The 21,619-nt window shown below is 64.7% G+C and carries 18 protein-coding genes and 1 rRNA gene; 8 read left to right on the forward strand and 11 right to left on the reverse strand.

Annotated elements, in window-relative coordinates; translation table 11 throughout:
• Positions 1-205: 205 nt before the first annotated feature.
• Positions 206-1,627, reverse strand: a complete 1,422-nt coding sequence (locus VF992_11050) for an FAD-binding oxidoreductase (GenBank protein HEX9341688.1) — start codon at positions 1,625-1,627, stop codon at positions 206-208.
• Between the two features lie 370 nt (positions 1,628-1,997).
• The gene (locus VF992_11055) at positions 1,998-2,483 is read right to left on the reverse strand and encodes a DUF1801 domain-containing protein (GenBank protein HEX9341689.1); all 486 of its coding nucleotides are present in this window, start codon (positions 2,481-2,483) and stop codon (positions 1,998-2,000) included.
• A 233-nt stretch (positions 2,484-2,716) separates the two neighbouring features.
• Between VF992_11055 and VF992_11060 the strand changes: the two genes are divergently transcribed.
• Positions 2,717-3,139, forward strand: coding sequence for a hypothetical protein (locus VF992_11060; GenBank protein ID HEX9341690.1), 423 nt, complete (start codon positions 2,717-2,719; stop codon positions 3,137-3,139).
• 83 nt (positions 3,140-3,222) lie between these two features.
• Here VF992_11060 and VF992_11065 read toward each other — a convergent pair whose 3' ends face one another.
• Positions 3,223-3,600: a DUF1801 domain-containing protein gene (locus VF992_11065; GenBank protein ID HEX9341691.1), complete on the reverse strand. Its 378-nt coding sequence runs from the start codon at positions 3,598-3,600 to the stop codon at positions 3,223-3,225.
• A 161-nt stretch (positions 3,601-3,761) separates the two neighbouring features.
• Here VF992_11065 and VF992_11070 point away from each other — a divergent pair, with 161 nt between their 5' ends.
• Positions 3,762-3,884, forward strand: a complete 123-nt coding sequence (locus VF992_11070) for a hypothetical protein (protein HEX9341692.1) — start codon at positions 3,762-3,764, stop codon at positions 3,882-3,884.
• 120 nt (positions 3,885-4,004) lie between these two features.
• A complete protein-coding gene (locus VF992_11075; GenBank protein ID HEX9341693.1) occupies positions 4,005-4,772 on the forward strand; it encodes an ATP/GTP-binding protein in 768 nt (255 codons plus the stop codon).
• Positions 4,773-4,786: 14 nt separating this feature from the next.
• Here VF992_11075 and VF992_11080 read toward each other — a convergent pair whose 3' ends face one another.
• Positions 4,787-5,974, reverse strand: coding sequence for an NAD(P)/FAD-dependent oxidoreductase (locus VF992_11080; GenBank protein ID HEX9341694.1), 1,188 nt, complete (start codon positions 5,972-5,974; stop codon positions 4,787-4,789).
• Between the two features lie 133 nt (positions 5,975-6,107).
• Between VF992_11080 and VF992_11085 the strand changes: the two genes are divergently transcribed.
• Entirely contained in the window at positions 6,108-7,172 is a 1,065-nt protein-coding gene (locus VF992_11085; protein HEX9341695.1) for a phosphate uptake regulator PhoU, read from the forward strand.
• A gap of 6 nt (positions 7,173-7,178) precedes the next feature.
• On the opposite strand, the gene VF992_11090 is transcribed toward VF992_11085, so the two are convergent.
• The 3 genes from VF992_11090 to VF992_11100 all read right to left on the reverse strand — a co-directional run bounded on the left by VF992_11090 (position 7,179) and on the right by VF992_11100 (position 10,652).
• Positions 7,179-9,272, reverse strand: a complete 2,094-nt coding sequence (locus VF992_11090) for an AMP-binding protein (protein ID HEX9341696.1) — start codon at positions 9,270-9,272, stop codon at positions 7,179-7,181.
• A 70-nt stretch (positions 9,273-9,342) separates the two neighbouring features.
• The gene (locus VF992_11095; protein ID HEX9341697.1) at positions 9,343-9,864 is read right to left on the reverse strand and encodes a TIGR00725 family protein; all 522 of its coding nucleotides are present in this window, start codon (positions 9,862-9,864) and stop codon (positions 9,343-9,345) included.
• Between the two features lie 53 nt (positions 9,865-9,917).
• On the reverse strand, positions 9,918-10,652 hold the full coding sequence (locus VF992_11100) for an HAD family hydrolase (GenBank protein ID HEX9341698.1): 735 nt from the start codon (positions 10,650-10,652) through the stop codon (positions 9,918-9,920).
• 84 nt (positions 10,653-10,736) lie between these two features.
• On the opposite strand from VF992_11100, the gene VF992_11105 reads away from it, so the two are divergent.
• The 4 genes from VF992_11105 to VF992_11120 all read left to right on the forward strand — a co-directional run bounded on the left by VF992_11105 (position 10,737) and on the right by VF992_11120 (position 15,372).
• On the forward strand, positions 10,737-11,120 hold the full coding sequence (locus tag VF992_11105; protein ID HEX9341699.1) for a dihydroneopterin aldolase family protein: 384 nt from the start codon (positions 10,737-10,739) through the stop codon (positions 11,118-11,120).
• A 28-nt stretch (positions 11,121-11,148) separates the two neighbouring features.
• A complete protein-coding gene (locus VF992_11110) occupies positions 11,149-13,485 on the forward strand; it encodes an amino acid permease (protein ID HEX9341700.1) in 2,337 nt (778 codons plus the stop codon).
• A 184-nt stretch (positions 13,486-13,669) separates the two neighbouring features.
• Positions 13,670-14,215, forward strand: coding sequence for an NTPase (locus VF992_11115; protein HEX9341701.1), 546 nt, complete (start codon positions 13,670-13,672; stop codon positions 14,213-14,215).
• Positions 14,216-14,283: 68 nt separating this feature from the next.
• Positions 14,284-15,372 carry a hypothetical protein gene (locus VF992_11120; GenBank protein HEX9341702.1) on the forward strand — a complete coding sequence of 363 codons (1,089 nt, stop codon included), beginning with the start codon at positions 14,284-14,286 and terminating at the stop codon, positions 15,370-15,372.
• Here VF992_11120 and VF992_11125 read toward each other — a convergent pair.
• The 4 genes from VF992_11125 to VF992_11140 form a co-directional block, all read right to left on the reverse strand.
• Positions 15,335-16,204, reverse strand: coding sequence for a DUF6159 family protein (locus VF992_11125; protein HEX9341703.1), 870 nt, complete (start codon positions 16,202-16,204; stop codon positions 15,335-15,337). The genes VF992_11120 and VF992_11125 overlap by 38 nt on opposite strands.
• Before the next feature lie 56 nt (positions 16,205-16,260).
• Entirely contained in the window at positions 16,261-16,923 is a 663-nt protein-coding gene (locus VF992_11130; protein ID HEX9341704.1) for an ERCC4 domain-containing protein, read from the reverse strand.
• Positions 16,924-17,314: 391 nt separating this feature from the next.
• Positions 17,315-17,815, reverse strand: a complete 501-nt coding sequence (locus VF992_11135) for a VOC family protein (protein HEX9341705.1) — start codon at positions 17,813-17,815, stop codon at positions 17,315-17,317.
• Positions 17,816-18,053: 238 nt separating this feature from the next.
• A 23S ribosomal RNA gene (locus tag VF992_11140) occupies positions 18,054-21,502 on the reverse strand.
• Between the last annotated feature and the right edge of the window lie 117 nt (positions 21,503-21,619).

The following is a 21,619-nucleotide window of genomic DNA, read 5'->3' on the forward strand; positions in this document are numbered from 1 at the left end:
GACGCCCTGATTGCCGGGGGATGGTATTGCGACGTGGACACATACGCCCGGATTCTTGGACAACTGGGGTTGTAGGCGCCTTCAGCTGCCGATTTTGGGGCGAGCCGCTGCCCTCGTCGGGTTCGAATCCGAGCAGGCCCGAACCCTTCGCCACGGCCAGGTCGCGTCTATTGAATCGCAATTCCCGTTCCGTGACGATCCCGACTCATGCGGCCGGGCGGATGTTCTTGTTTGTCCGGAACAGGTTGTGCGGATCGTACTTCGCCTTCACATGCCCAAGGCGGTCGTAGTTTCCGCCATACGCGGCACGGACCCGGTCCGCTCCCTCCTCTTCCGTGAGGAAGTTCACGTAGACGCCGCCGGTGGCGAAAGGCTGGAGCGCCTTCCAGCTTTCTCGGGTCCAGGCGACGTGAGGTTCCGCGGCGCCCTCCTTCCACGACGCGGCCGCGCCGCAGACGTAGCGGGCATCTCGGTTGCCGACCGCGCCATCGTCGTCCGCGCGCCCCCGGAGGCCGTCGCCGAGGTCGAAGATCAGAGTCTGGGACAGCGGGGACGTCGTCTCTAGGGCCCCCCGGCGGAACGTCGCGAGCATGTCGTCTGGGAGTTCCGTGAGGTATCCGGTCTTCCAGTAGTAGTTATTCCCCTTCGGTTGCGTCGCGTTGAGCAGGGACTGCTGCGTCACGTAGGTTGTCTCCCCGATCAGGTCTACGACGGGGTCCCCCAGGTCCTTGATTGGAGCGACGTCCTTCGCCGCCTCCTTCGGATCGCCCGTATGGCACGCGACGATCGCGACGATCGGCTTCAGACGCCACTCGGGCGGGATGAACGGCGCATGCGGCGCGAGGCGGACAATCACGACGAGCGTGAGTTCGGGCGGCGCCTTCGCCGTGTACGCGCGATAGAACCGGAGAACCTCCTCGGCCCGGGCCGCGGGCCAAACGATGATGCCCCCAACGATCTTCGGCCCGACGGGATGGAGCCGGTAGGTGAACCAGGTCACGACCCCGAAGTTCCCGCCTCCGCCCCGGATTGCCCAGAACAGGTCGGGATTCTCCGTGCGGCTCGCCCGGTGCACCTGGCCGTCCGCGGTCACAATCTCAACTTCGATGAGGTTGTCAACGGTCCACCCCCAGCGGCGGGTGAGGTAGCCGAAGCCTCCCCCGAGGGTGAGGCCGCCGATGCCCGTCTCGGAGACGAAGCCGAGCACGGTCGCCATCCCGTGAAGCTGCGTGTCGCGGTCCACGTCGCCGAGCAGGCAGCCGCCCTGGGCGCGCACGCTCTGTGCCGCCACGTCGGTGAACACCCCCCGCATGAGGGAGAGGTCGATCGTGACACCGCCCTCGCAAAGCGACGTCCCCGCGATGTTGTGACCACCGCCCTTCACGGATAGGAGAAGGCCGTGCTCCCGGGCGAAGTTCACGCACTGCACGACGTCGGCGGTGCCACGGCACCGGGCGATGAGCGCGGGCTTCTTTGCAACCGTGGCGTTCCAGATGAGCCGGGCTTCGTCGTAGCCGCCGTCGCCCTCCCGGAGGAGGGGCCCGGAGAGGCGGGCTTTGAGCCCTTCCAGGATCTTCTCATCGACCGCCTTCGTCGTACCCTCCAAGGTGCGGATCTCCTTTCCCATCTTCGGTCGTCCCCTTCCGTGAAATCCGGAATTCGCAACCCGATGTTCCGTTCCCGCAAAGTACCTTTCGTACTTTGGAGCTTGTGGAGTCGGGAAGCGTGGCGAGGGAGAGGGTGGTTGATTCGGTCCCCCGATATTGGAAGAAGGGTACGCAGACAAACCCTATCTATTTCCACGGGGTTGCGATGGATGGTTTCGTGGGCGCGGCTGCTAGCGCCTCAGACCTCGCGTTTCCGGTTCCTATCGGACTCGAGTAAGCCGATGAGCACTACGAAGGGTCCAACTCCCCCCCGTGGATCTGGTTTCTGGTCCGAACGATCTTGCGATGGGGCACGAATCCCTTCAAGCCCGTCACCACAGGTATCAGTCCTCAGCTCACCGCTTTCTTCACGAGCGCGCTGATCCTTGTCTCTTCGGTGGCCGTCAACTCCTTCAGCGCGAAGGCGACCGGCCAAAGGCCGCCTTCGTCGAGGTTCGCCTCGTCGCTGAAGCCGAAGGTCGCGTACCTTGTCTTGAACTTCTGCGAGCTTTGGAAGAAGCAGACGACCTTGCCGTCCTTGGCATACGCAGGCATGCCGTACCAGAGTCTCGGCGTGAGGGCTGGCGCGCTGGCTTTGATGATAACATGGAGCCGCTTGCCCATGGCGCGATCCGGTTCCCGCATCTCGGCGATCTTCGCGAGCACGGCGCTTTCCCCGTCCGCCTTGTCCGCGCGCGGGCCGCGCCGCGCGGACGCCTTCAGCTCCTGGACGCGCTCCTTCATCGCGGCTCGTTCCTCGTCCGTGAATCCCGTGAACTTCTTGTCGATCGTGGTGGTGCTCTTGGCGGACTTTTGCGTGTCCTTCGTTGGGCTCATAGAAAACCTCCTGAACGAGTGATTGATGGTCGGTGAGGCAAAGTTTTCACCGAGTATTAAGGGTACCCATTACTTGTCCCAAGAAACTCGGTTGGGCTCGGGGCCGTCACGTCGACCTGTCCGCGGCTCCCGCCGTCCCAAACGGTCTCGATGAGCTCGAGCAGAGAGGGCCTGCTTTCCCAATCCTCGGTAGCGGAAGGGATATGCCGATATGGAGGAATAGAGGTCTCCGCATGGAGCCGCGAGGGAGCGAGCCGATTACACGCAAGGACAAGCTTAGAATCGCAATTTTCGTCTTCATCCTTGCCCTCTTCCCATATCCTTTCGGGCTGTTGCTCGCCCTCGGGATGCCGCTCGGATGGGTCTACGCTGTTGTCTACACCGGATGGGTCGCCTTTGCCGTGCTCCTCGGTTGGCTTGCCCTCCGTCGAAGGTCGAAGCTTGTGTCCAAGTGGCCTCACCGGCGCGTCATGTATGCACTGATGGGCGCGCTCTTCCTGTGGTACGCGCTCACCGCGACGGTTCTGAAAGTGAGCCCCGCGCTGAACTGGTTCGTCTTCATTCTGCTCGCAGTCTGGTCCCTGCTGGAAGCAGGGTTTGCTGCACCCGAAGAGAGGGCTAGGCGCATCCGATTGCGCGATGCCAAAATCAGGTGATCGCGGCAAGGCTAACTCGGGATCCGTCTCTCCCGCGCCCTCCGCGAAATTTCTGCCAGGCCGTTCGGGACAGCCGTTTGCGCCTACTTGGAGCGACGCGCGGCGTTCTCCTCCACGCGCGCTTTCACGATGCGTGTGACCAGGTCGGAGGGCAGAGGCCGGTCGGGCGTGAATCGAAGGGTCCCTTTCCCCGATTCGAACGGCTTCAACTCGGCAGAAAACTGGCGGCGCGCCTCGGTGCTCGCCACGAAGAAACTGCAATGGTCTTTGAACGCGGCATAATAGACGAGCATCCCGTTCTGCCGGAACGCGGGGATTCGGTAGCTGATGACTTCCTCGGCATTCGGAGCGGCGGCCTTGATGGTGTTACGAAGCTGCTGTAGTGCGGCCCGGAATGCGGGTCGAGCCCGCGCCACGTATTCGTCGACCGTCTTCGGGGCGGGGGCGCGCGCCGATTCCACGACGTCCGGACCGCTGCGCGGCGCTTTAAGGCTACCGCTCCAATTCCAACGCAGTACTCTCACCGGCGGCGTGTGCCCTTGACGCTCGAGCATGCCGAGCCGAGATCGGAAGAGCCACCGCCGAGCGGGGAACCAGGAAGGCTGGCGGATCCGTAACGAGGATGCGGGCGCGAAGCGCGCGGGAGATGACGTTCGTGTGGGGAAACAGCCGTCGATACCGATCGGGCGATCGCCTCGAATTGTATCCGGACTGGGACTACTTCCACGTCCTAATTCAATATTGAAGAGCCCGGGCTGAGCGCCCTACTTTGTCGGTTCATCTTGGAACGCCTCATGGATTCGGTTCGCCCCGGGCCGGATGGCGACAACCTTCATCCGCGAGGGGACGTTGGCCGTCCTCAGGTATGGCACGAAACCTGTACTTCCTCGGCACCGCCGGCTCGGGGAAGTCCACGATGGTCTACGCCTTCCAGCTGTGGATGAACTCGCAAGGGCTCGACTGCATCACGGCGAATCTCGACCCGGGCGCCGAGTCGCTCGAGTACGCGCCGGAGCTCGACGTGCGCGACTACGTCCGGACGGAGGAGGTCATGCAGGAGCAAGGGCTCGGTCCGAATGGAGCGCAGGTCGCCGCGGCGGACATGATCGCGATGAACGCGAGGGAGCTCGCCGAGGTCCTCGAGACGTTCGAGACGAACTACGTGTTGATCGACACCCCGGGCCAGATCGAACTGTTCACATTCCGTGCATCCGGCCCCGTGCTGATCGATGCGCTCGGCCGGGAGGACTCGGTCCTCGTGTACCTTAACGATCCGGCGCTCGTGAAGACCGCCTCCGGATTCATCTCGTCGGTCCTACTGAGCGCGACCGTACAATTCCGCCATGGGCTTCCGTTCATCAACGTCCTGAGCAAGTCGGACCTGCTCTCGGAAGAGGAGCTCGAACGCATCGTCAAGTGGTCCGTCGACCCGTTCGCCCTCTACGAGGCGCTCTTCGTGGACCAAGCGACGCCGAAGACCCTCCTGGACGTCGAGTTCCTGAAGTCCATGGAATCGATCGGCGTGTACCGGAGGGTCCATCCCGTGTCCTCGGAGCTCACGTTTGGCTTCGAGGAGATCTACACCGTGGTTCAGCAGGTGTTCGAGGGCGGCGAGGACCTCTCGAAAGGCTGATCGGCGGTCGTCCGTCAGAGAAGACCGTCGAACAGCGCGAGGATTTCCGGGTGCCGGGCCCGGATGGCTTCGAGGACCGACTGGGTGGTGATCCGCTCGAGGCCGACCGACGCGATCGTGCGGATGACCTTGTTGATCGTGTCGTCATCGATGCGGATGAGGCGTTCCTTGATGAGGTAGTGCCGGGCGAGTTCCTCTTCCATGCGCGCGCGCCATCGCTCTTCGTATGCCCGAAGGGCCGCCTCGGAGGCGTCCTTCGCCTCGACCGCGTCCGCGGCGACCTCGCCGGCGAACTTCCCCGAGAGGCATCCGTTCAGGATTCCGCCGCCCGTGAGCGGGTCGATCAGGCGGGCCGCGTCTCCCGCGAGCATGACGCCGCCCGCGACCGTGCGCTCGAGCGGCAGCGAGACGCTCACGGCCCCGGCGACCTCCTCCACGACCTCGCCTTTCGCGAGCGCGGGCGTCCGCGAGATGAGCGCGTCCAGATAGCGTTTCGCCTCGGCGCGGTCGTGGATCTTCGAGAGGTTCACGCCGATCCCAACGTTCGCGACGTCGTGCGCCTTCCAGAACACCCACGCGTATCCGCCCGGGGCGCAGCTTCCCAGGTAGACGTCGTTCAGGCGCGGATCGCCGCCGATCCCGACCATCGTGTACTGCAGGCACGCGTCGATGTCACGCGTCCGGAGGTGGGTCTGGAGATCCGCCCACCGGCCGACCTGGCTCTCGAAGCCGTCCGCGCCGATCACGACCCGAGCCCGTACGTCGAAGGACTCGCCCATGTGCTCGCACCGCGCGCCGACCACGCGGCCGTCGTCCCGCAAGAGGGCGACCGCGCTCGTCTTGATCATGATGTCCGCGCCGGCCTTCGCGGCGTCTTTCGCGAGGTGGCGATCGAACAGGTCCCTCTCCAGGACGTACCCGCACTCGTTCCCCGCCCGCGTCTCGTCGAGGACGAGCGTCGTGCCATCCGGCGCGATGACCCTCGCGCCGTCGACCTCGTGGCAGATGAACGCGCTCGACGGGTCGAGCCCGATCTCCTCGAGCCATCGCTTCGCGACGCCCTCGCCGCACCGGACCGGGGTGCCGATCTCGGACCGCTTCTCGATCAGGAGGACGTCCGCGCCGCCGAGCGCCGCATACTTCGCGGCCGTGCTCCCGGTCGGGCCCGCGCCGACCACGAGGACGTCCACTTCCCGGTCCATTCCGACCGGGCGCATCAGGCGTGGCGCTCATGAGGCTTTGCTCGCCGTCTCGGCGACGGTGGCGGCCTCGTCGATATTCGAATCCCGGTCGGTTCGAACACCTATTTATCGGCGCGAATACGTATTCGAGGCCATGGAGATGGAAACCCGCAAGGTCCAGAAGCTCGGCTACTCGAGCCTCGGCGTTTCGCTGCCGAAGAATTGGGCGCAGTCGAACGGGATCCGACCCGGCTCCCTCGTGAGCCTCACGATCGAAGACGACGGCTCCTTGCGGATTCGCCTCGGCCCGTACGAGGAGTTCCCCGTCCCGGCGGAGGCGTCGATCGACGCGGACGCTTGGGCGTCGTCGGAAGGCATGACGCGCATGATCACCGGCAACTACATCGTCGGCTGCAACTCGATCCGCGTGAAGAGCCGCGAGGAGCTCTCGGCCGGCCAGTTGCAGGAGATCCACGAGGCTGTCCGCGGACTCACGGGCCTCACGATCGTGAACCAGGGCCCGAAGTTCGTGGCGATCGAGAATTTCGTCGAGCCGACGCGGTTCCCGATCGACGGCCTGCTCCGACGTCTGCACTACCTCACCTCCCGCATGGAGAGGAACGTGCTGGGCGCGCTGGCCGGCGACGCGGGCGCGACGCTCGGGGAGATCGCGCGGATGGAGATGGAGGTCGACCGGCTGTACTGGCTCGTCGTCCGGCAGCTCCTGCTCGCTGCGCAGAACCGGACGATCGCGGCGAAGGTCGGGGTCACCGAGCCGCGGCACCTCCTCGGCGACCGTGTCGTTGCGGTCAGCCTCGAGAACGTCGCGGACTTCTGGGAGGAGCTCGCCGCGGACGCCGCCCGACGGTTCCCCGCGGACCGGAAGCCGCCTCGGGCCCTCGTGCGGGCGCTCGCGCCGATCAAGCAGAAGCTCGAGCGGCTCGTCGAGGCGACGATGACCTCCTTCTTCGCGATGGACCTGAAGCAGGCAAACGAGGCGCTCGACTTGCAGGCGTCGATCGGAGCGGACGTCAAGGGGTCTCCGGGATCCGAGCCGGCCTCACGCAATCGGGAGCCGAGCCTCACGGAACCCGGATGGGTGTTGCGGCCCCTCGCACACGTCGCGAAGTACTATGGGACGATCGCGCAGATCACGGTCAACCGGTGCCTCGAATCGCCGGCGCGGCCTCGGTCGGCGACGACGGAGTCGCCGCCGTGAGGGGTCTCACCCTCGCCCGATGCGCGCGAGATAGTCGCGGCGGAGATCCGCCATCGTCCGCGTCTTTCCCGGACCGGCTTGCGGCAGCTCCGCCACGAGGACGACGTCCTCCACATGGCCCAGGAGCGGATTGAGGTTCTCCTTGATCGCCCTCTGGAATTCCCCCCGCAGCTTCTCGCGAAGCTCGGCGGACTCGACACGCTTGGGGTCCCGCGGGACTGCGTAGATGACGAGCCGGTGCTGGCCCGTTCCGTCCGTGTCCACCGCGATCGGCTTCGAATCGTACACGAGATCGTTCCCGATGACGCTCCGGATCTCCTCCGCGCTCGTCTTGACGCCGTGGATGTTGATCATGTCGTCGATCCGGCCGCGGTGGCGGTAGTATCCGGCGGCGAGCCGCTCGATCCGGTCCCCGTGACGTCGGAGCCGTTCCCCGTGCGGGCCGAGGGGCAGCCCGGCGTAGTACTCGCGGTCGTGGTCGTAGTTCAGCAGTTCGTTCGATAGCCCGATCGACGGAGGGACGAGGAAGACCTCGCCTCGGTCGGCGGGGCGGCCCTCGTCCAAGACGACGAAGTCGAGGCCCATGGCGGGCGTCGTGAACGTCGCGGGGGCGCACGGCTGCACGACGGTGCCGGTGATGTATCCGCCTCCGATCTCCGTGCCGCCGCAGTACTCGACGACGGGCGCGTACCCGGCGAGGAACATCAGGTACAGCATCTCCTCGGGGGTCGAAGGCTCCGCGGTCGAGCTGAACACCCGGATCCGGCTCCAGTCGAGGCCTTCCATCGTCCTCCCGGCCTTCCACGCCCGAACGAGCTTCGGGACGACGCCGAGCATCGTGACGCCGGCCTGGGAGACGAACTCGCCGAAGGCACGCCGCCCCGCCCCGCCGACGTACAGCGCCATCGTCGCGCCGTTCATCAGGCTGGCGTACGTCAGCCAGGGCCCCATCATCCAGCCGAAGCTCGTCGGCCACGCGAGCACGTCGGACGGCCGCACGTCCTGGTGGAGATAGGCGTCCGCCGCGCACTTGATGGGCGTCGTGTGGGTCCAGGGGATCGCCTTCGGGTCTTTCGTCGTCCCGGAGGAGAAGAGGATGTTCGTGTAGTCGGACGGGCGGCAACGGACCGCGCGATACGCATCCTTGTCTCCGAGGAACTCCTCCCACCGCGCGTCTCGGTCCCGTTCGATCGCGGGCGGGACCTCGGGGTCCGCCGGGACGACCACGGCGCGCGGGCCCCTCGCCGCGACGACCTTCTCGTAGATCCCATGTGCTTTCCCATCCCGGACGGTCGAGTCCATCGTGAAGACCGCTTTGGCCCCCGCGATCCGCACCCGCTTGTCAAAGTCGGGCGGCGCGGTGGCATCGGCGATTCCGACGACGCATCGACCGGAAAGCACGACGCCCAAATAGATGGCGACCGATTCCGGCGTCATCGGCATATAGATCGCGATCCGAGCCCGGGGCGGGAGCTCCATCCCTTCGATGCCGTTCGCCACGCGGGCCGCGAGCCGCTGCAATTCCCCGTACGTCGTCCGCCGGGCCGCCTCGTGGACCTCGGATGCGGCGACGATGGCGACCTTGGCGGGGTCGGCGGAGAAGCAACTCTCCGCGATGTTGATCTCCGCTCCCGGAAGCCACTCCGGATGCGTCGCCGCGGAATGCGGGTCGAGGGCGAGGCGGGGCGGCTTGCGAAACCGAATCCCGAGCTTCGCGACCATCGTCGACCAGAATTCTTCACGGTGCTCGACGGACCAGCGGTGAAGGTCTTCGAACGTGCGGACGCGGCGCTCGGCCATGAGCTTCCCGAGGTTCGACTCTCGGACCATGTCCGGCGACGGAGCCCACGCGAGCGCGGGACCCGCCTTCGAGTCCCGATCCGCGTACGCGAGATCATACACGAGTTTGTGGGCCTCGAAGTTCCACCGCGACTTTGGATCCTCCAAGAGGACTGCACGAAGCTCGGACCACGTCTGAAGCTGTTCTTCGCCATCCGGATGGCGGCTTGCGCGGGCGTTCAGAATCTTCGCGAGCTTCCGGGCGGTCGCAGGAGGCAACCCACTTGCTTCAAGCTGCGAAGGCGTCACGGTCGGCCGCACGTCTCAGAAACCGCAGGAGCGCTCTTAAGCCTGAGGAGCGCAGCGCTCCGGATGCGAGCGAGCGCCTCGCTCACTTCGCGAAACCCGGACCGGGCTTCTCGTTCGCCATCGCGCGCTTCGCGTATTCGATGGCCCGGTCCACCGCTTCCCGCGGCGTCGCGACCGGCACGAAGAGTTTCGGATCGATGCCGGCCCTCTCCATCGGCCAGCTGTGAAGAGCGAAGACCGTCTTCCCAAGGTCGAACGCGTGAGCCATCTCGCTGAGGGTGCCGTACGACCCGTTCACGGCGATCAACGCGTCCGCCGTCCGAACGATCACGAGGTTGCGCGCGGTGCTCATCGCCGTCGCGACGGGGAGATCGATGAACGGATTCGCGTCCGCCTTGTTCCCCGTCGGCAGGACTCCGAGGGTCGTCCCCCCGCCCCGCTTCGCTCCCTTCGCAGACGCCTCCATGACTCCGTTCAGGCCCCCGCAAATCAGGACCGCGTCGGCGCGTGCGATGAGGAATCCGATCTCCTCCGCGAGGGCGATTCCCTCCGGGGAGGCGGTGCTGCCACCGCCGATGACGCCGATGATCAGTTTTCTTGACATGGAGGAATTCCTCTTCACGCACGCCCTCGCCTTAAGCCTTTTCCGCGGGGTTCTCAAGGACGAGAACGACTCGTCGTCAGGAGGTCCGCGAGCCCGTCGAGGGACCGGACGGACGGGCACGGCGCGGGCGGCTCTCCCTCCCGGCAGACGAGGACCGCATGCAGCCCCGCGCGACGCGCTCCGAGGTAGTCCGCCTCGAAGCTGTCGCCCACGTGGACGCACCGCTCCTCCGAGGCGTTCGCCTGCGCCACGGCCCGCCGGAAGATCCGGACATCGGGTTTCTCCGCGCCGACATCGAACGAATAGGTGATCGTGTCGAAGTACTCCGCGAGGCCGAGCTTCTGCAGGATCGCGGGCAGGCTGTGCGATGCGTTCGAGATCACGCCGAGGCGGTAGCCCGCGTCTCGGAGGGTCCGAAGGATCGCCGGGGCTTCGGGATACGGCCTCCAGGCGACGCCCTTGTCGTACTCCGCACGGATGTCGTCGAGCATCGTGTCGTCCGAGTCGAGGCCGAGATGCTCGACCACGCGGGCGTTCACCTCTCGGAAGAACGTGCCCTCCTTCCCCGAGGGGAACGGGCGGATCAGCGTCACGATCGTCTCCGGCGTCCGGAGGAGGCGGGCGATCCGCTCGCGGTCCATGAGGTGGCCGCGGGCCGCGAGCACGCGATGGAAGATGTCCGTCGCCGAAGGATCGGAGGTGACGAGCGTGCCGCCGACATCGAGGAAGACGTGGGTCACGTCCCGAAGGGCTCCGTCTCGGCCGCCGGCACCCGGCCTCGGTTCCATCGTGGCACCGTCCATCGATTTCGTCGGGTAAAGCCTTGCCGTCGCGCTTATGCGGAGCCCCGGCATCCGGACGGCGGCGAAACCATGGATCCGGATCCTACACGTGCGTACTTCGCCGGCACCGACCGCGACCGAGCCGCCTTCGAGGCGGGGATCAAGCTCGGATCGATCGTCCACCAGTACGTCGGTACGCCGCTGACCTCGGCAAACGTCGAGTCGCTCGAACGAGCGATCGAGGCGGCCACGCGGGTCCAGCCTCTCGTCGATCGGGTGCGCGTGCGGATCGACCGGGAACGTCTGAAGGTCCGTGGGCCATATCGGTATGGCGTGCTCACGGAGGACCTTCTCGACGTCGAGGTCGCGGTGCGCGCGGGCGGGGCGACGGCCGTCGGCGCGCTCCGGTATGTGCCGGAACTCGACTACCCGCTCATGTATTTGAAGGACATCGGCGGGCCGGAGAAGTCCTAATAAGCAACCCTTCGTCTGCGCCGAACGGATGGCCGAGGGTCGGGAAGTCGCGGTCAAGTTCCGTCGGGACTTGGGCTTGCTCGAGATCACGATGATCGGGCTCGGCCCGACGATCGGGACCACGATCTTCCTGCTCGTGGGGCCCGGATACGCGATCACGGGTCCGTCCCTCGTCCTCGCGTTCGGACTGAACTTCGTCGTGACGATGTTCACCGCCATGGCGTACATGGAGCTCGGGTCCGCGTTCCCGGAGACGGGTGGCGGGTATCTCTGGATCCGCCGCTCGATGCGCGACCCGTGGGGCTTCCTCGGCGGCTGGATGTCGTGGTTCGGCCATTGCATCGTGGCGTCGTTCTACATCTACGGGTTCGGTTTGGGAATCGTCGTCGCGATCCAGGCGCTCCTTGGGGTTCCGAACGTCGTTCTCCTGGGCCTCGACGAGCCCGCGCTGATCCGGGTGTTCGCCGTGCTCGCGGCGTTGATTTTCATCGTGATGAACTACCGCGGGGCGAAGCTCACGGGACGCTCCGAGACCGCGGTGACGTTCGTCTTGATCGGGATCGTGATCATCTTCATCGTCTTCGGCCTGGCGCACGTATTCTCTGCGGGGCCGCTCCCCACGCAGAATTTCGAACCGTTCTTCCGAGGCAACTCGCCGTTCGTTCAGTTCGTCTCGCTCGTCGGGGCGATGGGGTTCACGTTCATCGTGTTCGAGGGGTACGAGATCATCGCGCAGACGGGCGAGGAGGCGCGGAATCCGGAGAAGAACATCCCTCGGGCGCACTTCCTTGTCATCGGAATCTCGACGGCGATTTTCGTCTCCGTCGCGGTCACGGCGATTGCGGCCGGCGGCGCCTGCTACCCGACGGTCGGAGGGGGCTGCCAGCTCCTGCGGGTGAGCGACGGACTCGTCCTGGGGAACAACAACGCGATCGCGGACATCGCCGCCCGCGTCATGCCGTACGGCCTGCAGATCATCATCTTCGGCGTCGCCTTGGGAGCCCTGGCGGCGCTGAACTCCATGATCTTCTCATCGAGCCGGGTCGCGTTCGCGATGGGCCGGGACGGAGGCCTCCCGAAGATCCTGGGCAAGCTGCACCCGAAGAAGCGCACGCCGCACGTGTCGATCACCGTGAGCGCGCTCATCATCGTCCTCATGACGTTGACCTTGGACATCAACACGGTCGCGGCGAGCGCGGACATCATGTTCCTCCTCCTCTTCCTGATGGTCAACTGGGCCGCGATCGCCCTCCGGAAGACGATGCCGGACGTGAAGCGGTACTACAAGATGCCGCTCTTCCCCTACATCCCGATCGCCGGAATCGCGACGAAATTCGTCATCGCCCTGAGCCTCTGGGCGATCGAACCTCTCGCCTGGGTCATCGCCCTTGGCTGGATCGGGATCGGGCTGACGGTGCACTACCTTCACGAAAAGAAGGAAATCGTCATCGGCGTTACGAAAGTCGTGGAGTCGATCCTCCCGATCCATCGTCCGAGATACCGGATCCTGCTGCCGATCGACGACTTCGACCGCGTGGAGCTCGTCGAATTCGGCGCGCTCGTTGCGCAGGTCGAGGACGCGGAGCTCACCCTGCTCCATGTGATCGAGGTGCCGCCCGCCCTCCCGATCGACGCGATCGATCGCTTCTACGTGAGCGAAGTGCGGTGGAACCTCGGCAAGCTGCGGCGTCGCGCAGAGGAGCTCGGCGCGAACGCGACGGCGCGGGTCGAGGTGAGCCACAAGGTGTTCGACGCGATCGTGGAGAACATCCGCGAGGACGAGACGGACCTGCTCCTGCTCGGCTGGCGCGGCGGCTGGCGGAAGGGCCGGATCCTCGGGTCGAACGTCGACCGGTTCGTGCAGGAGGCGCCGTGCGACGTCATCGTGTTCAAGAGCGCGAACCTCAAGGAGAAGATCGACCGGATCTTGGTGATGAACGCGCCGGAGTGGCACGTCTCGTACGCGACAGGATACGCGATTTTGCTGGCGAAGAAGCACCGCGCGAAGATCACGATCCTGAGCGCCGTGCAGACGGACAGGGAACTCGAGAAGGAGCGCGGCTATAGCGCCCGCCTCGCGGAGATGTGCCGCACCCACGCCGTCCCGTTCGAGGAGAAGTTCGTGAAGGTCCGGAACATCGTCGACGTGGTGATCGAAGAGGCGAAGAGCTACGACCTGATTGCCCTCGGCGCCTCGTCGGAATGGCGGCTCACGCAGTTCGCCTTCGGCCCGATGCAGGACCAGATCGCCCGCCGCACGGAGACGCCGACGCTCATGGTGCGCAAGGTCCGTCGGAAGGAGGAGTCCGTCCCGACTGGAAACCCTATGGCGGTACCGGCGGGTCCCTCGCCCCGGCCGACGTAGGCGCGGCTACCCCTGCGGCGAGCCGCATCGGATGCAGAAGCGGTCCGCGGCGGGGGTGGCGGAGCCGCATCGGACGCACGCGCGCCACGGGCTGGTCCGGTCGCCGCGGCCGAACCTCGGTTTCGAAAGATATGATGAGTGTTTTATAGCGCGGTGGCCCTTTCCGGTCCGCCGCGTGGATGGCATGGGCGAGGCGCTCAAAATCGGGATTACGGGCCTCCCCGGCGCCGGCAAGACGTACTGCCTTCTCAAGGTCATCGAGATGCTCGAGGCGGACGGCCTCAAGGTCGGCGGCATGATCACCGAGCCAATTGTGAAGCGGAACCGCCGCGAGGGCTTCTACGTGATGGATTGGGCGACGAAGGAGAAGCGGGTGTTCGCGTCCCGCGAGATCCAGTCGAAGACGATGGTCGGCCGCTTCAGCATCGACATCAGCGCGCTCGAAGAGGTCGGCGTCAACGCGCTCCGCTCCGCGACCGCGAACGCGGACGTCATCGTGATCGACGAGGTCGGCAAGATGGAGGTCGAGTCGCCGAACTTCGTGCAGTCCGTCAAGGACGCCCTCGACGCGGACAAGCCGCTCCTGCTCACGCTCCACAAGAAGTCGCGCAATCCGCTCCTCCAGGACATCCGGCGTCGGGACGACGTGCGGATCCTCGAGGTCACGATGGTGAACCGGAACCTCTTGCCCTACAAGATCGTGAAGCTGATGAAGGGCGAAGTCCTCTGATCGCGGAAGGAAATTCGCCCCTCCGCCGCATCGCGAGCCCCGCGGATTTGCCGTTCCCGGTTCGTGAGGTGACGGAAGGCGCGTCGAAGCTCCTCGTGCCGGACGTGCCGCGGGGGCGAGGTCCCGGGAAGGCGGGGCCTTGGCCCTTCTACAACCCCACGATGGCGGTGAACCGCGACGTGAGCGCGATCGTCCTCGCTCACTGGGTTCGTCCCGTCCGATCCGCGCTCGACGGGCTCGCGGCGACCGGCGCTTGGGGAATCCGGATGGCCCTCGAGGCGCGCTTAACCGGGCTCACGCTCAACGAGCGGTCTCCGATGGCGGCGACCCTCGTGCGCGAGAACCTCCAGCGAAACGAATTGGACGCCCCCGTCGTCGTGGGCGATCTCGCCACGCATCTCGCGACGGCATCGTACGACTTCGTCGACATCGATCCGTTCGGGACTCCCGTGCCGTTCCTCGCGCCCGCGTTCCGATCCGATCGGCCGTTCCACGGCCTCGGCATCACGGCGACCGACACCGCGGTCCTCTCCGGGACCTATCCGGGCGCGTGTGAGCGGCGATACGATGCGCGACCGCTCCGGTGCCCCCAGGGCGCAGAGCTAGGACTCCGAATCCTCCTGGGATATTGTGGTCGGCTCGCGGCGGGACGGGCGGCGACGATCCGTCCGCTCGTGTCGTTCGCGGCGGAGCACTTCCTCCGGACGTTCCTCCTCGTGGAGAGGGGCCGGCGCCCTCCCCCGCCCGCGCGCGTCGCACGACGGCGTCCGGGCGAGTTCGTCGCCGTGGCGGGGGAGGCCAGGGACGCGATCGGACCGCTCTGGACGGGTCCGCTGTGCGATCCGGCATTCGTCCGGCGCCTCGTCCCGTCCTCGTGGTCGCTCCCTTCGACGGCGCGGCTCCTGGCGACCCTCCAGGGCGAGGCGGACTTGCCTCCGTACTTTGTGACGACGGACGAACTCGCGGCGGAGGCGCGCGGTTCCCCTCCGGGCCTCGCGCGGTTCCTCGACGGCCTTCGATCCGCCGGGTACCGGGCCGCTCGGACCCACTTCCATCCCCGCGGCGTGCGGACGGACGCACCGTACGACGAGGTCGTGCGGATTTTCCGCGCCTGCATGCCTACCGGATCCAGGGATGGTTCAGCGCCTGCCAGCTGAATCCGAACGCCGCCTCGTTCTCCGTGGCGTAGTGGTACAGCGTGACGACCAAGATGCCGTCCACGACGGACCACAAGGCGCTCAGCGCGAGCCAGTAGAGGACCGCGGCGACCGTCCAGCCGACGTTGCCCGGATCGCCGACGATGGACCAGACGAGCGGCACCAGCCCGAAGGAGAAGAGGAGGAGGAACACGACGCCGGTCCCGAGGACTCCTTTCTGGCGGCCGCTCCAGCGTTCCTTGAGGAGTGCGCGGCTCCGGTGGAACGCCTTCAGCGGTCCGATCCCCTCGAGGACCATCGTCGGCAAGACGAACAGCGTGGCGATCGGCCATCCGGACCCGAGGAGCCGCGACACGAGGCGGCCGCCCGCCTCGGAGCGGATCGAGGTGATTCGCAGGAGCACGCCCACGGTCGCGGCGAAGAACGACCACATCACGATCTGGGAGAAGCTCGCGTTCGCCGCGTAGATTCCGTCCATCACAGTGGGGCGCTCCCCTTGCAACCGGACGTACGCCGCGCCGATGATGGCCGCCATGAAGTACACCGACAGGAAGTACGTCACGAGGTACGCGACGAAGATCTCTTGGTAGAGGAAGCCGCTCGACGGCGATGCGGGCGGCAATCCGAGGGCGAGGAGACTGAGCACGACGATGAGCCAGACGAATCCCGTGAAGACGAGCGCGAAGAATGGGAGGGCCATGAGCCGCGGATTCGTCGCGAGGACCCGCAGGCTCGTCCCCGTGAGGTGGGCACCGTGGGCGAGCTGCGCGAGGAGCCCGCTCCTCGGAACGGAACCGTGACGAGTCTTCCGACCCCACTCCGTTGAGTGCATCCGCTCGCCGGAGCGTGCGGGCCCCGGATAAGCGTTTGTCAACGCGCCGGTTCGTCCTACCGAGGGTCTTCGAGGTGCCGCTGCTTCCCCTCGTACGGCGCCGAGGCGAGGCGGACGATCTCGGCGGCCTTGACTTCGCCGATCTTCGGCACGCGCTTCAACTCCTCCTCCGACGCGTTGAACACCGCGCGGACGGAGCCGAACCGCTCGAGGAGGTTCCGCGCGAGCGTCTCCCCCACGCTCGGAAGCCCTTCGATGAGGAACCGCTGCCGCTGCTCGATCGTCATCGCTTTCGGCTTATGCCGCAACCCGTACTCGGCGGCGCCTTTATCCTGTCGTTTCCAGAGGACGCTGAGGAGGAGCGCCGTTTGCTCCTTGTCCGCCGTCGTGAGGACGGGCACGCGCTCGGCGACTTCGAGGGCGAGGAGCGCTCCGAGGATCGACTGCGGATGCTTGAACGTCGAGATCTCCGCGAGGTCCCCCTCGAGGATCAGCAACGGCTGTGGGTACGCTTCGCGCAGTCGCTGCACTTGCTCGAAGAGGCGCTTCCGCACCAGGGAGTTGAAGAAATCGGAGAGGGCCTTTCGCTCGATCCCGATCGGACCGAGGACATAGTCGCCCGGCGCGATCTTGCGGACCTCGATGGTAACGCCGAGCTCCCGCAACCGCTCCGAGATATCCTCCGGCTCGTTCGAGTCGACGACGAGCGGGATGCGCACGGCCCGCCGAACCGGCGGCGCGACGTAAACGTTCCGGTGGGGCGGTCTCGGCGGTGTTAACTGAACGAAGCCTCCGATGTACCACGCGGACAACTACGACGGAACGCCGGCCCCAGAGGGCGGCGACCTCCCCGGCGGCAACATCCAGTTGCACGTCTTCGGGTAGAGTCCGAAACCGCGTGACCTCGCGAGAAGCGAGGCCACGCACCTCTTCTTTCTTTCCTCCTCCGTCTACTGAGCTCGAGGATTGCGAGCGTTGACCACCCGGCAGTGAGCCTCGATTGTCCTCTCGAGCGGCTCCGTGCTTCAACGCGATTGCGCGGGAAATCTTACGTACACGGATCACGTGGTTGGTTCCACGGGATTCTCCGCGACACGAGCGGATCCTCCTTCAATAGCGGTCTGGAATCGGGCCTTCCCAGGGTTCTTCCGGGTGGTCGTAGAGACAGAAGAAGATCCCATCGGGGTCTTGAATGTAGGCGATGCGATGCCCCTTTCGCCCGATCCACACGTCTTGTTTCATGCGGTCCTGGAACTTCGGAGTCTCTTTCAGTTTCGCGATCCCCTTCCGGTTGACCCAGCGCTTTCTCGTCGCGGGCCGGATCCCCAGGCCCTTGAGTCGCTCGAGCGTATCGGGAACGCTCTTCACCCGGACCTCAAAGTGGGCCAGGGCTTCGCCGGCGAGGTACGGGGCCCAGAACGGACTGTTCTCGGAGTACCAGTTGAGCTCCAACCGCTGCCCAGAGCGCCGGTCTCGGAACAGGACGGTCTCGCCTTCATCGTAGGCGCCTCGGGCGATCTCCTCGAGGTCGAACACTTTGGTGTAGAACGCGATCGACTTATCGAGGTTCGTGACTCGAATCCCGACATTGCCGATCCAGAGATCGGATATGAACCGTAATCAGCGCATGGCCATAAGAAGCCATCTGAAGCGCCAACGCCCGCTCTCCGTCTCGTCATCCCTCCGCCACGGCATCCGCAGAAATCGAGCCGGGCTTGCCGCAATCGCGATTATCGGATCGAGAAACGAGATCGGATCGGCTCCGTAGGTGATTGCGCGGGAAAATCACGGGTACCGATCACATGCGTCCTGTTTGACGGCTAAGCCGCCAACGCACCACCGACGGGTGCAAATGTGGCTATGGCGGTTAGTGGCGGCGGGCTGAACACGTCGCCCTTGCGAGCTTCGTGCGTACACCCCCGCTCTATCAACGTCGTCGACTACGACGGCCATAAGATGCCTCGTCTTGAGGGCGGTTTCCGGCTTAGATGCTTTCAGCCGTTATCCGCGTAGCGCGTGGCTGCTGGGCAATGCCTTGCCAGACAACCCATACACTAGAGGCGCCGATCCCCCGTTCCTCTCGTACTTAAGGGACCTTCCCCTCAGGCATCAAAGCGCTTCCACCAAAAAGCAACAAACCTGTCTCACGACGGTCTGAACCCAGCTCACGATCCCTTTTAATGGGCGAACAACCCCACCCTTGGCAGCTCATGCACCACCAGGATAGGAAGAGCCGACGTCGAAGTAGCAAGCCTCCGGGTCGATAGGAACTCTAGCCGGAGACGACTCAGTTATCCCCGGGGTAACTTTTCTGACATCCATGGCCCCCATAAATGAGGCTCATGGGTTCGCTAGGCCCGAGTTTCCTCTCGTGGACTCTCGTTGGGCAAGTCCACGTCAGGCTAGCTTTTCCCCTTACAGTTCACGGTGGATTTCTGACCCACCTAAGCTAACCTTTGGGCGCCCTTGTTATCTTTTTGAGGGCGTGGCGCCCCACCCAAACTGCCCACCTACCGTTGTTCACCTTGCGGTGTTAGCCGTACGAGTCCAAAAGGGCGGTGTTTCATCGTCCCCTCGGAAGCGACCTATCGGCCGCCCCTGGTAACGGGTCCCGCCTACTCTACACATTCAAACTCATACGGCAGCGGCAGACTGCAGTAAAGCTCCACGGGGTCTTCGCTTTCAGGTGGAAGGTACTGGACTGTGCGCCAGTACGTCAGTTTCACCGGCCTCCACGCGGGGACAGTAGAGCTCTCGTTGGGCCTTCATGCAAGTCGCCAATTAAGCGACAAGGTATTACGCTCACACTGTTGCTTGCGTGACCTGATTCACGAGGGATTCAGGCGGGCCACGATTTCTCGTGACCTCCTCACGTCGCCGTGAGGGTCGGACTTTATCTTCACCGCATGCTGGCGGCGATCGGCGTAAAGTCTCTGAGGGTTCCGACCTCTTTCGAGATCGGCCTTCCCTGCGGATTGTCCGCACCTCGAGATTGTTACCGCGATGGGTACTCGAGGATGCTCGGGGTTTCCCGCATATGGCCGATTTTTATTAAGGCTCGCGTATGGAACCTTAAGCAATCTGTTACTTCATGACCTTCCGAACGGAAGGCGGGCCGCGATTTCTCGCGACCTCCTCACGTCGCCATGAGGATCGGACTGTATCATCGTCACTCGCGTGACGTTCGGCGTGCAGTCTCTGAGGGTTCCGATCCGTTGCGGGATCGGCCTTCCCTGCGGATTGTCCGCACCTTGCGATTGTTACCGCGATTGCGGTACGCAAGGATTCTCGGAGGTTCCCGCAAATAGCCGAATTTAGCGACCCCCTTGGTCGAGGGTCATAGTTACCCCCGCCGTTTACTGGTCCTTCGTCCCGTTGAAACGAGCTTTCAGATACCAGCACTGGGCAGGCTTCAGCGGCCGTACACAACCTTTCGATCTGGCGGCCACCTATGTTTTGGTTAAACAGTCGGGGCTCCCTTGTCACTGCGACCAGCCGCTCGCGCGGCTGGCACCCCTTATACCGAAGGTAGGGGGCTAATTTGCCGAATTCCCTCGCGTGGATTTTTGCCGACACGCCTTGGGCTTCTCACCCAGGGGCACCTGTGTCAGTTCTTGGTACGGTCGCACGGATTGACCCCAACGTCCTTTTCACGGGCACCGCGGATGAGCGGAAGAGCTTGCGCTCCTACTCCCGCATTCGTCCCCTTCTCGCCATTACGGCACTCCGGGGACTTCAACGGTTGAATCCTCAGGCAAGAGGACTCCGCCTACCGCGATGCGTCCGACGTTGGGCAGGGATCCGCACGGTGCAGGAATATTAACCTGCTTCCCTTTCGCGTTCTTCGGTTAGGAGAACACTTAGGACCGACTAACCCTCGGCTGACGAGCATTGCCGAGGAACCCTGGCCCCTTCGGCGGTGCGGATTCTCACCGCACTTTGCTGCTACTCCTCCCAGGATACTCATTCGAACGCGGTCCACCGGACCTCACGGCCCGACTTCGACCCGCGCACGACGCCCCCCTACAAGATCACCTTTCGGTGCTCTGCAGTATCGGTGACCGACTTAAGCCCCGTCCCTTTTCGGGGCCCATGATCTCGGCTGGTGAGCTGTTACGCTATCTTTGAATGATGGCTGCTTCTAAGCCCACATCCCAGCTGTCTGAGACCACGAACTCCCTTTGGTATTCGCACTGAGTCGGCACTTAGGGACCTTAACTGCAGGTTGGGCGGTTTCCCTTACGGATGCCAAGATTACCCCAGGCACCCGACTCCCGGCATCTACGGTGACCACGGATTTGGAGTTTGACAGGGCACCGACGGATTTCTCCGCCTAAGCGCCCAATCAGTAGCTCTACCCCATGGCCGACCTCCGCCGAGGTCCAGCTGCGACTGATTTCGGGGGGAACCAGCCATTCCCGGCCTAGATTGGCCTTTCACCCCTATGCCCAGATCATCCGAGTGATTTGCACATCAACACCGGTTCAGCCCTCCACCCGCCTTTCGGCGGGCTTCAGCTTATCCAGGCATAGATCGACCGGCTTCGGGCATCGCACCCACGACTCCTCGCGAGCCCACGACGCGCCTCGCGCCTTGCGGCGTTGCGCGCATGTCGCTTTCGCTTCGGCTTCCCTCGTGTAGAGGTTAACCTCGCCGTGGGTCAGAACTCCCTGGCCCGTTATTCACAACGGATAACACGACGCCGCTCCACCCTTTCGGGCTTCGTCGCTTTCGCGCCGTGTACGTCTGTTACTGTCTGGTTTCAGGCTCTTTTTACCTCCCGTCAAGGGCACTTTTCAGCTTTCACTCACGCTACTAGTGCGCTATCGGTCTCGGGTCGTGTTTAGAGTTGGATGTCTATGCCACCCACCTTCGCGCGCGATATCCGACGCACGCTACTCTGGATCCTCCGAATCACCTTCCCCGCGTACCTCTACGGGGCTGTCACCCTCTTTCGCCTCGGCATTCCACCGGAGTTCGAGTTGGCGGGATAAGGTGTGCCGGAGTCCGAACACCACACCGCCACCGCATTTCTGCGGCGGCTTCGGTTTGCTCTGTACCCTCTTCGATCGCCTTTACTGAGGGCATCCCGATTGGTTTCTTTTCCTCCCCGTACTAGGATGCTTCGATTCCGGGGGTTCCCGTTCCTTTCGGAACAACCTCGCGGTTAGGAGGTCCCATTCGGAGATCGTCGGATCACAGGTTCCTTGCGCCTACCCGACGCATATCGCAGCTTGGCACGTCCTTCGTCGGCGCCCGAGCCGAGCCATTCCCCAGACAGCATGTTAGCCACGGACCTGTCGGCTTAGCACACGTCCAGGATGCATATGATCGGTATCAGCGGACGCTGTGCAAGCGGCGCGCGTGCGCCTCCAGCGGCCTCTACCCCTTCCCCTTCGACGCCCGCGCACGTCG

The sequence above is a fragment of the Thermoplasmata archaeon genome (genome assembly GCA_036395115.1).
In the GTDB taxonomy this organism is placed as follows: Archaea; Thermoplasmatota; Thermoplasmata; order RBG-16-68-12; family RBG-16-68-12; genus RBG-16-68-12.